The 14,457-nt window shown below is 68.5% G+C and carries 12 protein-coding genes; 3 read left to right on the top strand and 9 right to left on the bottom strand.

What is annotated here, in order from left to right:
* Positions 1-47: 47 nt before the first annotated feature.
* Positions 48-281 carry a DUF7848 domain-containing protein gene (locus tag ACSNOH_RS08370; protein ID WP_436720580.1) on the bottom strand — a complete coding sequence of 78 codons (234 nt, stop codon included), beginning with the start codon at positions 279-281 and terminating at the stop codon, positions 48-50.
* Positions 282-480: 199 nt separating this feature from the next.
* Between ACSNOH_RS08370 and ACSNOH_RS08365 the strand changes: the two genes are divergently transcribed.
* Positions 481-1,218, top strand: coding sequence for an XRE family transcriptional regulator (locus ACSNOH_RS08365; RefSeq protein WP_436720602.1), 738 nt, complete (start codon positions 481-483; stop codon positions 1,216-1,218).
* 1,427 nt (positions 1,219-2,645) lie between these two features.
* On the opposite strand, the gene ACSNOH_RS08360 is transcribed toward ACSNOH_RS08365, so the two are convergent.
* The 8 genes from ACSNOH_RS08360 to tkt all read right to left on the bottom strand — a co-directional run bounded on the left by ACSNOH_RS08360 (position 2,646) and on the right by tkt (position 12,563).
* Positions 2,646-3,143: a hypothetical protein gene (locus ACSNOH_RS08360; protein ID WP_436720601.1), complete on the bottom strand. Its 498-nt coding sequence runs from the start codon at positions 3,141-3,143 to the stop codon at positions 2,646-2,648.
* Between the two features lie 2 nt (positions 3,144-3,145).
* Complete coding sequence (locus ACSNOH_RS08355; protein WP_436720579.1) at positions 3,146-3,382, bottom strand: hypothetical protein; 237 nt, start codon at positions 3,380-3,382, stop codon at positions 3,146-3,148.
* A gap of 460 nt (positions 3,383-3,842) precedes the next feature.
* Positions 3,843-5,657 carry a recombinase family protein gene (locus tag ACSNOH_RS08350; RefSeq protein WP_436720578.1) on the bottom strand — a complete coding sequence of 605 codons (1,815 nt, stop codon included), beginning with the start codon at positions 5,655-5,657 and terminating at the stop codon, positions 3,843-3,845.
* 287 nt (positions 5,658-5,944) lie between these two features.
* Entirely contained in the window at positions 5,945-6,724 is a 780-nt protein-coding gene (pgl, locus tag ACSNOH_RS08345; protein WP_436720577.1) for a 6-phosphogluconolactonase, read from the bottom strand.
* Positions 6,721-7,800 (bottom strand): glucose-6-phosphate dehydrogenase assembly protein OpcA, encoded by a 1,080-nt coding sequence (gene opcA / locus ACSNOH_RS08340; RefSeq protein ID WP_436720576.1) that lies wholly within the window; start codon positions 7,798-7,800, stop codon positions 6,721-6,723. Before opcA ends, pgl begins: the two co-directional genes overlap by 4 nt.
* Positions 7,797-9,323, bottom strand: coding sequence for a glucose-6-phosphate dehydrogenase (gene zwf, locus ACSNOH_RS08335; RefSeq protein WP_436720575.1), 1,527 nt, complete (start codon positions 9,321-9,323; stop codon positions 7,797-7,799). Before zwf ends, opcA begins: the two co-directional genes overlap by 4 nt.
* A gap of 1 nt (position 9,324) precedes the next feature.
* Positions 9,325-10,440: a transaldolase gene (tal, locus tag ACSNOH_RS08330; protein ID WP_436720574.1), complete on the bottom strand. Its 1,116-nt coding sequence runs from the start codon at positions 10,438-10,440 to the stop codon at positions 9,325-9,327.
* Between the two features lie 35 nt (positions 10,441-10,475).
* Positions 10,476-12,563 carry a transketolase gene (tkt, locus tag ACSNOH_RS08325; RefSeq protein WP_436720573.1) on the bottom strand — a complete coding sequence of 696 codons (2,088 nt, stop codon included), beginning with the start codon at positions 12,561-12,563 and terminating at the stop codon, positions 10,476-10,478.
* A 433-nt stretch (positions 12,564-12,996) separates the two neighbouring features.
* Between tkt and ACSNOH_RS08320 the strand changes: the two genes are divergently transcribed.
* Positions 12,997-13,944, top strand: coding sequence for a heme o synthase (locus tag ACSNOH_RS08320; RefSeq protein ID WP_436720572.1), 948 nt, complete (start codon positions 12,997-12,999; stop codon positions 13,942-13,944).
* 24 nt (positions 13,945-13,968) lie between these two features.
* Entirely contained in the window at positions 13,969-14,343 is a 375-nt protein-coding gene (locus tag ACSNOH_RS08315) for a hypothetical protein (protein WP_436720571.1), read from the top strand.
* The last annotated feature ends 114 nt before the right edge of the window (positions 14,344-14,457 follow it).

Raw genomic sequence — 14,457 nt, 5'->3', positions numbered from 1 at the left:
CGCCGCGCGATATGAGCGTTGCAAGAACCGGGGGCAGAGCGGACCGCTCAGCCCATCCACGCCCGCCAAGGGCGCTTGACGATCTCCGTGTAGGAGTTGTGGGCCGGGTTGGTCCTCACGTGCTCCAAGACCCACGTGGTGCCGTCTTCCGGGTCGGTGCTCCGCGCGGAGCCCTCACCGCACACGTCGCACTCTCGGGCGTAGGTGTGGGGCTTAGCGTCCGGTTCGTCGTCACGCTGGACGGTCCAGTCCACCCGGCGGATCACGGCGCGTGTGCTCATTCGGGCTTGTCCCTTCGGCGGCTGCCTGTTCGTAGGACCGGTGTACCGGGGCCCCCACGAGCCGCGCGGCGACCGTCAAGGCGTCATTGCGGCGTCATTCATCGGTCAAAACCCGTGCCTGACTGTCGCCCGACGCCCTACTGTCGAAGACGTGGCCGAACCCAACACGATCCTTCGTGCCGTCAGGACCAGCCTGCGCATGTCGCAGGACGATCTGGCTCTCGCCATACGTCAAGCAGGAAAGGAAGCCGGAGAACCGAACGACTGCGCTAAACGCAACGTGCAGCGCTGGGAGTCGGGGAAGGTCCTCAGCCCGAGGCCTGTCTACGTCCGCGCGCTGGAGCGCGTCACAGGTATGCCGATCGAGGCATTGGGGTTCGCAATACCGGTTCCTAACGCGCACAAGACCGACGCGCCGACGTCTGATGACTCCGCAGGAGGCCCGCTGAAGGCGGCGGAGCGGCGAGTCACCACAGCCCCAGGAGGTGCTGCACCCATGGCCAAGCACAACGATCACGGCACCCTGTCGGGCATCTGGTTGTCCCGATACGAGTACCACTCGTCGGGAAGGGGGGCTGACTTCACCGGCGAGCACTACGTGGTGGTACTCCAGCACGGGAACAAGCTGACAGCCCGCTCGCTACCCGAGGGCTCGTCTAACCCTCATTCGCCGCTGTCTCTCGACCTGACCATCGATGGGAACGTGGTCACGGGAACGTGGCGCGAGGAAACGGCACAGGACGGCTACTATGCGGGCGCCGTCTACCATGGAGCCGTACAACTCCTGGTCGAACCGACGGGGCGGAAGATGTCCGGCAAGTGGGTCGGATTCGGGAAGGACTTCGACGTGAACACCGGCCCGTGGGAGCTCACTTTCAAGGACGCATCTACGTCAAAGGCCACGATGGCTGAGTACAACCGATCGCCGAGCGCATAGCGTCGCGGACGCTTCACCGTTCACACGCAAAAAGCCCCGCACTCGCTTCCGTTCTGGAAGGAAGCAAGCGCGGGGCTTCGTGGGTATTGGCTATCTCATACGGCCACCGAAACGCTCTGATGAGCCATGCGAGTTTTTTGCCTCCCTGCCGCTCAGCGCCGGAGGGGGCGGGGGGTACCCCCCTGGTCAGAACGGAGGACGCTCGACCGACTCCCGGCGCGAACGAGCCTCAGCAGCCCAGCCACCCGGTTGCCGGCGAGCCGTCTCCTGGTTGTGGCAGCCGACGCACAGCGGACGAAGGTGCGTCGCTGCATCAGGATCCGCTTCGCCATGCGCGATCAACTCCCGTCGGCTCAGAGGGAAGTGATCCGCAACGTTCGCCGCTCGGCCGCACAGCACGCACCACGGATGGGCGTACAGGAAGGCCCGCCGGCGACGCTGCCAACGCGTGTCATACACAGCACCACCACGCGACACACGATCCCGCTCCGCCTCCCGCTGGTGCCGCTCACAGCGCCCACCAGCCCGGGTCAGCTCAGGGCACCCGGAGGTACTGCAAGGGGAGCGGGGTCTACGCGGCATAGGGGGTACCTCCGGACAGCAGGGCGAAGAATCGATTCGACAACACCCACACGCATGGCACGGTGCATGCGTCCGCATAGCCGCGGACAAGCTCTGCGGTAAGCAGACCTCGAAAAGCTCTGAAATGAGAGAGGTATCCGTGCTGCGCCGCGCTCTCGCATGTGCCGTCTCCGCCATCCTCGGAACCGCCGCACTCATTGGCCCTATGGCCTCCCCAGCAAACGCGCTATTCGACAATGTAACCGCCCCCGTCGGAAAAGTAGCAGAGCCGGTAGGGGAACTGGGCTCGGACCTCGATAAAATCGCCACCGAGACCCCGGTAATTTACAATCTCCTTGTCGTTGCTGGCATCGTCCAACCGTAAACAGCGGCGGGTGATCTCGAAACCGTCGCAGCTCACCGCTTGGTGCTCGTCGCCCTGGACCTCACCAACGAGTTGAAAGCCTCCGAAGATGGCGGGCCTTCATCAAGCGCGTCATGCCGATGAGGTTGCAGTTTCGCCGTCCCATCACTCGAACTTGAGCACACAGCGCGTCAGGCGTGGGATCGGCCTGAGCCGGTAAGTCCCACGCCCGCGTACTGCTAGGTGGTTGGACGGGCTGGCGGTATCACTGGAGGGGCGACGAGGCTGCCGTCTGGAAGCCGTGGGGTGACGTCTACACCCACCACCCGACCAGGATTGGCGGGGTCCCCCATCTGTTGTAGCCCCCGTGGCATGGGCGCCCCGCCGTTCACCACGGGAAGCCCAGTCGGGGAGTCAGCCCATACGGGCCGCCCCATGGCATCACGGGGGAAGTGCGGGTAGTCCCCGTTCGGGCCGGGGTCTAGGGCATCCACAGCCATGGTCAATCACTCCCCGAAACGTAGGATTCCCGCTTGTCGTCCAGCTCCTGAGCGAAATCGGCAGCGAGCTCGGCAGCCTTCCTGTCCATATGCGAAACGAGATCATCCAACATAAAGGGGTCATGCCATCGCTGTTCCGGAACAGTGACAACCTCACCCAAGGCGGCCTGTGCCCGCTGCGCCTCGGTAACCACGTGTCCACGCTTGTGCCGAGCAGCACGGAATTCAACGTAAGCAGCAAACCAGGGCTCAGCAGAAAGAGCCTCGTAGAAGCGTTCCCGGGCAGCGTCACCTGAGTTGCCGACAGCATCGGCGCGGTCCCGCCACGTTTCGACAACTTCGCGGTTGTACTCCGCTGTACGCGCCGCGCGCCGTGCCGCCTCTGCGTCTTCGGCTGCCTGCAACTGGGCCTCTGCCTCGGCTAGAGGCCCTGACAACCTTTCTGCCTGCGCCCGCAGCTTCGCAACCTTTTCGGCAGCCTTCTCTATATCGGTACCCATAATCACTTGCCACCCTTGTTTACATCACGGCCGAACTTTGCGGCGACCTTCTTATCGTTCTCGTAGAATCCGAGACTCATGTGGACTGCGGGTCCCATGCGGTCGTACATCGCCGGGTCGGAGTCCCGCAAAGCTGCAAGTCGCTCCATGGATTCATCCCGCTCCCACGCTTCAGCGCGGAGTCGGTTCTTGTCGCGCCTGCCATCCAGGAAGGTTGCTCGGTTCAGGCGGTCGTTCACGGCTACTTACTCCTTTGGTTACCGGGGTTGTGTATGGGAAATCCCCCTGTGGCTAGGCAGGGCGATCGCCTGTTGCATGTTGCGCTGCTACCGGTTTGGCTGTGCTCTTACTGACACGTGGTGGGCGAAGCTATCGCGCGTGACGAGTCCATCCGGGGCCTCGTCCTTCCCGTGGCAGCGTCGATGGCATCTCCCCGGGATGTACGGGAGGGCAGAGGTTCCCTGCGGTGTAACCGGGCAGGCGCTCCCTCTCTCCTCCCTACTAGTGGAGGGCGAAGGTTTCCTACGGGGTTTGCTCCGTGGTGTAGTGCCGCTTAAGGCACCAATCTCTCTTCTTCTTAGGTTTTTTATGTGTTTCTAAAAAAGTGGTGTAAACCGTCACTCCAACACCGTTCGATCCGCTGTGGAAGCCCGCCGGCGGCCCTGTAGACCGCCGGGAAGCCAACGCGGGCCGCGCAGCCTACGCGGCCGAAGCAACGGCGGGCGGTGCGAGACGAACCCGGGACGTCGGCGCAGGTGCGGTCTTGGGTCGGTTCTCCGCGGCAACGTCATCCGCAGCTCTGACGTTCTCCTCGATTGCCGGGTCCAGATCCCCCGTTATCTCGAAGGAAACCCGTCGGACGTCGAGCGTCCGCCACCCGCCTCGTGTACCGCGCTTGACGTCCAGGCGGGCGCCGGCATCTATGAGCATGGCGCGCTTGCCGGCGGTGTCAGCCTCGCTCCAGTCGTGGGCGTAGGTGCGTCCCGTAGGTGTGACTACTCGGCGGGGCTCGGTCTTCTGTCGCGATTCGAGCTCGGCAAGTCGCTCATCCAGAGCATCGGCACGGCGCTGCCACTCGGCCTTTGCCGCTTTGGAGCGCTGCCGCCCCTTCTGCTCCTGGTGCTCCCTGTACTCCTCGGCGGTAGCGTCGATCTCGGGCTGCGGGTCATACCCCGGTATCTCTGTAACACGCGTCATCTGGATCTGTCCGGCGAGGCGGAGGAACTCATCGTTGACGAAATCGTCCACCCACTTTGCACGAATAGTGACGGGAGTGGGACAGGACGTGCCTTCCTTGTAGGACCCGCACTCGTAGTAGTCGCGGCTCTTTTTGTAGTACATGCGGCCGCCGCATCCACTGCAGTGGATGATCCGGAGGAGCAGCGCTGAAGAATCTTTGCGCTGTGTGGTGCGCCGGGGCTTGCCGGGCTTGGGGGCGAGGAGTGCGCCGATCTGGTCGAACTCGGCGCGCGTGAGGATGGGGGTTTCTGCGGCGAGGATGGGGTTGCCCTGGTCGTCGCGGACGGGCATGCCGGCGTGCATCTTCCAGCCCAGCAGGGATTCACGCTTGAGCATCTTGACGATGGTGTTTGACCGCCACTGTGCCGGTCCGTTGTGCTTCTTTCCGCGCTTACTCACGGGCATCTCGGCAGGCTTAGCGTCGTCGCCGTGCTTGAGGCGGTACTTAAGTACTGTCCAGTGCGTATTGGGAGTTAGCACGTGGTCATCGTTGAGGATCTGCGCAATGGTGTGGGGGGCCTTGCCGTCCACGAGCAGGGCAACGATTCGCTCGATGACCTTGACGGCCTCCGGGTCGGGCACGAGCGTCCAGCCGGCCCCGCCATGCTCCTGAGGCATGCGGGCGGGCATGTAGCCGTACGGGGGCTGCCCGCCGCCCCTCCAGCGCAGTGGCATCCGGCGCATGGCGGCCTGCGCTCCGGTGACCCGCTCCTTGATGCTTTGGGCTTCTACCTGCGCCGCAAAGGCCAGCATGAGCATTTGCAGCTCGGCCATGGGGTCCATCGGGTTGCGGAAGTCAAAGACGAGACGGCCTCCGCCGATGCCTTCCGCAAAGACGATCATCTTGCGGTGCTCGCGCGCCCACTTCGCGAGCTCGTGCATGTCGCTCATGGACCGGATGGCCCGGTCAAACCTCCAGAAGACCAGGGCGTCGTAGTCGTTCGGGCGATCGAGCCACTTCCCGAGTTCCGGGCGGTCGAGCGGCCCGATCTTCGACGCGCTGACGTCCAGGTCGACGGCTTCGCGGAGTGCGTCACCCTCACCGAAGCCGATGCCGAGAGCTGCTGCCGCTATGTCGTCGGCTTCGCGCTGCCGCTCGGGGGATGTGGTTTCGTCGGTCAGTACCGACAGGCGGACGCACCGGACCCCGCGCAGGGTCTCGGTGGACAGGGTCCCCGCGGGGGGGGGGGGAACTGGTGATCTCCATGCCCTCTGTGGAGGGCGAGGGTGTCCGGGGCCGCCTGACCAGCGACGATGCCACCATCGGTTGATCACTCCAGAATCACTACTCTGGAGTTTCGGGATTCACCGTTTCCTGGGGACAAGCCCCCAGCCCCCGCAGGGATTACGGGGCAAGCCCCCGGCCCCTGCAGGGGTTTCGGGGCAAGCCCCCAGCCCCCCGCAGGGGGAAACGGTGAAAGGGTGGGACCGGGGCATCCCCTTCCGCCGCGACGGCGCGCAGCCACCGGCTACCGGCCCGGCGGTGCCGGACCGGTCGCCACCCATGGCAAATGGCCCGCCCCCACGAGGGAGCGGGCCATCCGCATACGGAGCAGGCCCCGTCAGGGTGAAGCCGGCGGGTACAGACCCCGCGGCAGCCGCGCCGCCGCGGCCGCGTCCAGCAGCCACAGCGTACGGCTGCGCCCGTACGCGCCCGCCGCCGGCGCCTGAACCTCCCCCGCACCGCTCAGCGCGAGCGCAACCGCGTTCGCCTTGTCCTCGCCCGCCGCGAGGAGCCAGACCTCCCGCGCCGCGCGGATCGCCGGCAGGGTCAGGGAGACCCGGGTCGGCGGCGGCTTGGGCGCGCCGTGGACGCCCACGACCGTGCGCTCGGTCTCCCGTACGCCCGGCATCTCGGGGAAGAGCGACGCGACGTGCGTGTCCGGGCCGACGCCGAGCAGGAGCACGTCGAAGGACGGGACGGGCCCGTGGTCCTCCGGGCGCGCCGCCGCGGCGAGTTCGGCCGCGTACGCCTCGGCCGCCGCGTCCGCGTCGTCGTGGCTGCCGTCCGCCGCGGGCATGTAGTGCACCCGCGCCGGGTCGAGGCCGACGGCGTCGAGCAGGGCCTCGCGGGCCTGCGTGGCGTTGCGCTCCGGGTCGCCCTCGGGCAGGAAGCGCTCGTCGCCCCACCACAGGTCGAGCCGGGACCAGTCGACCGCGTCCCGGGCGGGCGCGGCGGCGAGGGCCGCGAGGAGCCCGTTGCCGTTGCGCCCGCCGGTGAGGACGACGGAGGCCGAGCCGCGGGCGGCCTGGGCGTCCACGATCTTCGTGATGAGCCGGGCCGCGGCGGCCCGGGCCATCAGTTCCTTGTCCCGGTGGACGACGATCTCCGGAGTGCTCACTTGCCCGCCGCCTTCTTCCCGCCGGACTTCTTGGCGGGGGCCGGAGCGGGCTTCTCCTCGGCAGCCGGTGCCTCAGCAGCCGGTGCCTCGGCGGCCTCGGCGACCGGCGCAGCGGGAGCAGCCGGAGCGGCCGGCGTCTTCGCGGCCGGCCCCTCGTTCAGCCGGTCCACGCCGTACTTGAGCGCCGACTCGTAGATGTCGTCCGGGTCGAGCCGCCGCAGCTCCTCCGCGAGGAGTTCCGCCGTCTCGCGCCGCTGGAGCGCGACGGCACGGTCGGGCTGGCCGGGCATGGAGAGCGTGGCCAGGGAGCCGTCCGGGCGGTCCAGGACGACGGGGCCGGTCTCGGTCTCCAGGCGGACGGCCGTGAGGCCGGGGCCCTCGGAGACGGTGCGGCGCACCGGGACGCCGAGGCGGTCGGCGAGCCACAGGGCGAGGAGCTCGGCGCTGGGGTTGTAGCCCTCGCCCTCGACCTCCGCGGAGACGACCTCGGTGTGCTGCTGGTCCAGGGCGGCCGCGAGCATCGAGCGCCACGGCGTGATGCGGGCCCAGGCGAGGTCGGTGTCGCCGGGCGTGTAGTGCGCCGAGCGGGCCGAGAGCTCCTTGACCGGGTCCTCGGCGGCGTACGCGTCGGTGACGCGGCGCTGGCCGAGGGCGCCCAGCGGGTCCTCGTGGGGGTTGACCGGGGCGCCGACCGGCCACCAGACGACGACGGGGGCGTCGGGCAGCAGCAGCGGCAGGACGACCGACTGGGCGTGGTCGATCACGTCGCCGTAGAGCCGCAGGACGACCGTCTCGCCGGTGCCGGCGGAGGTGCCGACGCGGACCTCGGCGTCGAGGCGGGCCTTGGCGCGGTCGCGCGGGGACCGGCTGACGCGCTTGATGACGACGAGCTTGCGCGAGGGGTGCTCGCGGGACGCCTCGTTGGCGGCCTTGAGCGCGTCGTAGGCGTGCTCCTCGTCGGTGACGATGACGAGGGTGAGCACCATGCCGACGGCCGGGGTGCCGATCGCGCGGCGGCCCTGGACCAGGGCGTTGTTGATCTTGCTGGACGTGGTGTCCGTGAGGTCCATCTTCATGGCCGGCGCCAGCTCCGTCCGTCTCGTGCGAGCATCTCGTCCGCTTCGATGGGGCCCCAGGTGCCGGCGGGGTAGGACGCGGGCTTGCCGTTCTTGTCCCAGTACTCCTCGATGGGGTCGAGGATCTGCCAGGACAGCTCGACCTCCTTCAGGCGCGGGAAGAGGTTGGCGTCGCCCAGCAGCACGTCGAGGATGAGCCGCTCGTAGGCCTCGGGGCTGGACTCGGTGAAGGACTCGCCGTAGGCGAAGTCCATCGAGACGTCCCGGACCTCCATCTGGGTGCCGGGCACCTTGGAGCCGAACCGCATGGTGACGCCCTCGTCCGGCTGCACCCGGATGACCAGGGCGTTCTGCCCGAGCTCCTCGGTGGCGGTGTGGTCGAAGGGCGAGTGCGGGGCGCGCTGGAAGACGACCGCGATCTCGGTGACGCGGCGGCCCAGGCGCTTGCCGGTGCGCAGGTAGAAGGGGACGCCCGCCCAGCGGCGGTTGTCGATCTCCAGCTTGATCGCGGCGTAGGTGTCGGTCTTGGAGTTCGGGTCGATGCCCTCTTCCTCCAGGTAGCCGATGACCTCCTCGCCGCCCTGCCAGCCGTGCGCGTACTGGCCGCGGACGGTCTCCTTGCCGAGGTCCTTGGGCAGCCGGACGGCGCCCAGCACCTTGGTCTTCTCGGCGACCAGCGCGTCCGCGTCGAAGGAGGCGGGCTCCTCCATGGCGGTCAGCGCGAGCAGCTGCAGCAGGTGGTTCTGGATGACGTCGCGGGCGGCGCCGATGCCGTCGTAGTAGCCGGCGCGGCCGCCGATGCCGATGTCCTCGGCCATGGTGATCTGCACGTGGTCGACGTAGGACCGGTTCCAGATCGGCTCGAAGAGGGTGTTGGCGAACCGGAGGGCCAGGATGTTCTGGACCGTCTCCTTGCCGAGGTAGTGGTCGATGCGGAAGACCGCCTCGGCCGGGAAGACCTCGTGGACGATCCGGTTGAGCTCCTGGGCGCTCTTCAGGTCGTGACCGAAGGGCTTCTCGATGACGGCGCGCCGCCAGGAGCCCTCCTTCTGCTCGGCCAGGCCGTGCTTCTTGAGCTGCTGGACGACCGTGGGGAAGAACTTCGGCGGCACCGAGAGGTAGAAGGCGAAGTTGCCGCCCGTGCCCTGGGCCTCGTCGAGCTCCTGGACGGTGCTCTTGAGCTTCTCGAAGGCCTCGTCGTCGTCGAAGTCGCCCTGCACGAAGCGGCAGCCCTGCACCAGCTGCTGCCAGACCTCCTCGCGGAAGGGCGTGCGCGCGTGCTCCTTGACGGCGTCGTGGACGATCTGGGCGAAGTCCTCGTCCTCCCAGTCACGGCGCGCGAAGCCGATGAGCGAGAAGCCCGGCGGCAGCAGCCCGCGGTTGGCGAGGTCATAGACCGCCGGCATCAGCTTTTTCCTGGACAAATCGCCCGTGACGCCAAAGATGACCAGGCCCGACGGCCCCGCGATGCGCGGGAGCCGCCGGTCCAGAGCGTCACGCAGCGGATTGCTGCTTGTGCTCAATTCACGCCTCCGGGGCGAGGCGCTTGAGCTCCGCCTCGGTGGACTTCAGCAGGTCGTTCCAGGACTGCTCGAACTTGTCGACGCCCTCGTCCTCCAGCAGCTGCACGACCTCGTCGTACGAGATGCCCACCTTCGCGATCGCGTCGAGCTCGGCCTTGGCCTGCTCGTACGTGCCGCGCACGGTGTCACCGGTGATCTGCCCGTGGTCGGCCGTGGCCTGAAGGGTGGCCTCCGGCATGGTGTTGACCGTGTTCGGGGCGACCAGGTCGTCCACGTACAGCGTGTCCTTGTAGGCCGGGTCCTTGACGCCGGTCGAGGCCCACAGCGCACGCTGCTTGTTGGCACCGGCCTTCTCCAGGGCGGCCCAGCGGTCCGAGGAGAAGACCTCCTCGTAGGCCTGGTAGGCCAGGCGGGCGTTGGCGAGGGCGGCCTTGCCGCGCAGCGCCTCGGCCTCGTCGGTGCCCAGGGCGTCCAGGCGCTTGTCGATCTCGGTGTCCACGCGGGACACGAAGAAGGACGCGACCGAGTGGATCAGGGACAGGTCCAGGCCGGCGGCCTTGGCCTGCTCCAGACCGGTCAGGTAGGCGTCCATGACCGCGCGGTAGCGCTCCAGGGAGAAGATCAGCGTGACGTTGACGCTGATGCCCTTGCCGATCACGTCGGCGATGGCCGGCAGGCCCGCCTTGGTGGCCGGGATCTTGATCAGCGTGTTGGGGCGGTCCACCAGCCAGGCCAGCTGCTTGGCCTCGGCGACGGTGGCCTTGGTGTCGTGCGCCAGACGGGGGTCGACCTCGATGGAGACCCGGCCGTCCTGGCCGCCCGTCGCGTCGAAGACCGGGCGCAGGATGTCGGCGGCGTCGCGCACGTCCGCCGTGGTGATCATGCGGATGGCCTCGTCCACGGTGACCTTGCGGGCCGCGAGGTCGGCGAGCTGCTGCTCGTAGCCCTCGCCGCTGGAGATCGCCTTCTGGAAGATCGAGGGGTTCGTCGTGACGCCCACGACGTGGCTCTGGTCGATCAGCTCGGCCAGGTTGCCGGACGTGATGCGCTTGCGGGACAGGTCGTCCAGCCAGATCGCGACGCCTTCGTCGGAGAGGCGCTTGAGTGCGTCTGTCATGGGTTCTGCATCTCCTACTTGCTCGTAAAGGGGCGTCAGCTGCGGGCGGCGTCGGCGTGCTCGATCGACTCGCGCGCGGCCGCGACGACGGCCTCGGTGGTCAGACCGAACTCGCGGTAGAGCACCTTGTAGTCGGCGGAGGCGCCGAAGTGCTCCAGCGACACGATGCGGCCGGCCTCGCCGACGTAGCGGTGCCAGGTCAGGCCGATGCCCGCCTCGACGGCGACCCGGGCCTTGACGTCCGGCAGCAGCACGCCGTCGCGGTACGCCTGGTCCTGCTCCTCGAACCACTCGACGGACGGCATCGAGACCACGCGGGTCGGGATGCCCTCGGCCTGGAGCTGCTCGCGGGCCTCGACGGCCAGCTGCACCTCGGAGCCGGTGCCGATCAGGATCACCTGCGGACGGCCGCCCTCGGCCTCGAACAGGACGTAGCCACCCTTGGCCACGCCTTCGTTCGCCTCGTACGTCGGGACGTTCTGGCGGGTGAGGGCCAGGCCGTGCGGCGCGGGCTTGACGGTGTGGCGCTTGGTGATCTCGCGCCAGGCGATCGCCGTCTCGTTGGCGTCGGCCGGGCGGACCATGTTCAGGCCCGGGATGGCGCGCAGGGCGGCCATGTGCTCGACCGGCTGGTGGGTCGGGCCGTCCTCGCCGAGGCCGATGGAGTCGTGCGTCCACACGTAGGTGACCGGCAGCTTCATCAGCGCGGCCAGGCGGACCGCCGGGCGCATGTAGTCGGAGAACACCAGGAAGGTGCCGCCGTAGACGCGGGTGTTGCCGTGCAGCGCGATGCCGTTCATGGTCGAACCCATGGCGTGCTCGCGGATGCCGAAGTGGATCGTGCGGCCGTAGGGGTTCGCCTCCGGCAGCGGGTTGCCCTCCGGGAGGAAGGACGACGACGGGTCGATCGTCGTGTTGTTCGAACCGGCGAGGTCGGCGGAGCCGCCCCACAGCTCGGGGATCACGCCGCCCAGCGCCTTGAGGACCTCGCCCGACGCCTTGCGGGTGGCCACGTCCTTGCCGGCGGGGAAGACCGGAAGGGCCTTCTCCCAGCCGTCGGGCAGCTCGCCCGCGGAGATGCGGTCGAACTCGGCGGCCCGCTCCGGGTTGGCCTCGCGCCACTCCTGGATGCGCTTGTCCCACGTGGCGTGGGCCTCGCGGCCGCGGTCGACGACCTTGCGGACGTGCGCGAAGACCTCGTCCTCGACCTGGAAGTGCTGCTCGGGGTCGAAGCCCAGCACCTTCTTGGTCGCGGCGACCTCGGCCTCGCCCAGGGCGGAGCCGTGCGAGGCCTCGGTGTTCTGGGCGTTCGGGGCCGGCCAGGCGATGATCGTGCGCGCGGCGATGATCGAGGGACGCTCGGTCTCCTCCTGCGCGGCCTTCAGCGCGGCGTGCAGCGCGTGGATGTCGAAGTCGCCGTTGGCACCCTGCTCGATGCGCTGCACGTGCCAGCCGTAGGCCTCGTAGCGCTTGAGCACGTCCTCGGAGAATGCCGTCTCCGTGTCGCCCTCGATCGAGATGTGGTTGTCGTCGTACAGCGCGACGATGTTGCCGAGCTTCTGGTGGCCGGCGAGCGAGGACGCCTCGGCGGAGATGCCCTCCTCCAGGTCGCCGTCGGAGACGATCGCCCAGATGGTGTGGTCGAACGGCGAGGTGCCGGCCGGCGCCTCCGGGTCGAACAGGCCGCGCTCGTAGCGGGCGGCCATGGCCATGCCCACGGCGTTGGCGATGCCCTGGCCGAGGGGGCCGGTGGTGGTCTCCACGCCCCGGGTGTGGCCGTGCTCGGGGTGGCCGGGGGTCTTGCTGTCCCAGGTGCGGAAGGACTTCAGGTCCGACAGCTCCAGGCCGTAGCCCGCCATGAAGAGCTGGATGTACAGCGTCAGGCTGGTGTGGCCCGGGGAGAGGACGAAGCGGTCGCGACCGGTCCAGTCGGCGTCACTGGGGTCGTGCCGCATCATCTTCTGGAACAGCAGGTAGGCGGCGGGCGCCAGGCTCATGGCCGTGCCCGGATGGCCGTTGCCGACCTTCTGCACGGAGTCCATGGCCAGGACGCGGGCGGTATCGACGGCCCGCTGGTCCAGTTCGGTCCATTCGAGGTCTGTGGTGGTCGGCTTGGTGCTCACCCTTGGATCAGGGCTCCTCTCCACATGGTCTTGTCTGCCGGGGGCGGTATGTTCCGCCACGACGCGGCGTGGTCGAGCCTACCCCTGCGGGGACGCGCATCTTTTCGACGTACAGTCGGCTGCCCGTTCGCGGGCAACCGAATCGCGGCGGCCGGGATTCCCGCCGCGGGTGCGGCGCCCTGTGTCCAGCCTGCCGGGCGGCGCGGCCGCCCGCCTCCCGAAGACGACCGTTCCCGTCATGTCCGGGGAGCTCCGCGGCGGTGTCCGGGGCGTGCGGCGACGCGTCCGTGATCCGCCGTGCGCGCCCCCAACACGACCCACCCCGGCGGAGGCCCTGCTATCGCCTGCGTCTAAAGTGGCGTGGTACGCGCAAGTCTTTACGGGCTTTCCGACCCGGATGTGCTTGCTGGCCTTATCTCTGTCAGGGGTGTGCGTGACGGCCGTCGAATCCCGTCCTGCGGGGGTGCTTCCGGAAAGCGAAAGCCCCGGTCACCGGCCGTTCGGGGCCCGTGCCAAGGCGTTCGTGGCGCTGACCAAGCCGCGGGTCATCGAGCTGCTGCTGATGACCACCGTGCCGGTGATGTTCCTCGCGGCCCAGGGCGTGCCCGACCTGTGGCTGGTCCTGGCCACCTGCATCGGCGGCTACCTGTCCGCGGGCGGCGCCGGCGCGTTCAACATGTGGTACGACCGCGACATCGACGCCCTGATGGACCGCACGTCGCAGCGCCCGCTGGTGACCGGCATGGTCACTCCGAAGGAGTGCCTGGTCTTCGCCTCCGCGCTGACGGTGGGCTCCACCCTGTGGTTCTGGTTCCTGGTCAATCCGCTGTCGGCGATGCTCTCGCTGGGCGCCAACGCCTTCTACGTCGTCGTCTACACCATGATCCTCAAGCGCCGCACCGCGCAGAACATCGTGTGGGGCGGCATCGCGGGCTGCATGCCGGTCATCATCGGCTGGTCGGCCGTCGCGAACTCCGTCTCCTGGGCCGCCGTCGTCCTCTTCCTGGTGATCTTCTTCTGGACGCCGCCGCACTACTGGCCGCTGTCGATGAAGGTCAAGGACGACTACGAGCGCGTGGGCGTGCCCATGCTGCCCGTCATCGCCGGCAACAAGGCGGTCGCCAAGCAGATCGTCCTCTACAGCTGGGTGATGGTCCTCGTCTCCCTCTCCCTGCAGCCGCTGGGCTACACCGGCTGGTTCTACACGGTCGTCGCGGCCGCGCTGGGCGGCTTCTGGCTGAAGGAGGCGCACGCCCTGCAGGGCCGTGCCAACGCCGGCATCACGGGCGCGAAGCTCAAGGAGATGCGGCTCTTCCACTGGTCCATCACGTACGTGTCGCTGCTGTTCGTGGCGGTGGCCGTGGATCCCTTCCTTCGTTAATTACCGGTGGGTAGCATCTGCGGCATGGCAGATGACACCACCCCGCAGGACGGCACCGCCGAGAAGGCGCCGGCCGACAGCCGGGCGGACCGCAAGGCCGCCCGGCTCGCCCATCAGATCGAGGCGTTCGCCAAGAGCCACGGCGGCTCCGCCGAGGGCCAGCTGGCCCACATCGCCCGCGGCACCGTACGGATCGCCCTCGTGGGCGCCGACGGCGAATGGGGCAACCTCGTCGCCCCCTCCCTGGACGTCGCGCAGAAGGCGGCCGGGAAGGCCGGGCTGACCCTCCACGACGACTTCGACGGCGAGCTCGCCGCGAAGGTGCGCACCGGCCCGTACGAATGGTCGCGCATGGCCGGCATCCAGATCGGCGGCCCGGCCAACCCCGCCGCGGGCTGAGCCCGGCCACTGCGCCGCGGGCCGAGCCGGCCACCGCGCCGATAACTGACGAGCCCCTCGGCCGTTAGACCCCGGGGGAGCGGCCGCACGCGCGCCGCCCGGGGCGGGAACGGC

Source organism: Streptomyces sp. URMC 127 (genome assembly GCF_051386535.1).
In the GTDB taxonomy this organism is placed as follows: Bacteria; Actinomycetota; Actinomycetes; order Streptomycetales; family Streptomycetaceae; genus Streptomyces.
The sequence above is the reverse complement of the archived record's forward strand: the minus strand, read 5'-3'. Positions and strand labels throughout refer to the sequence as shown.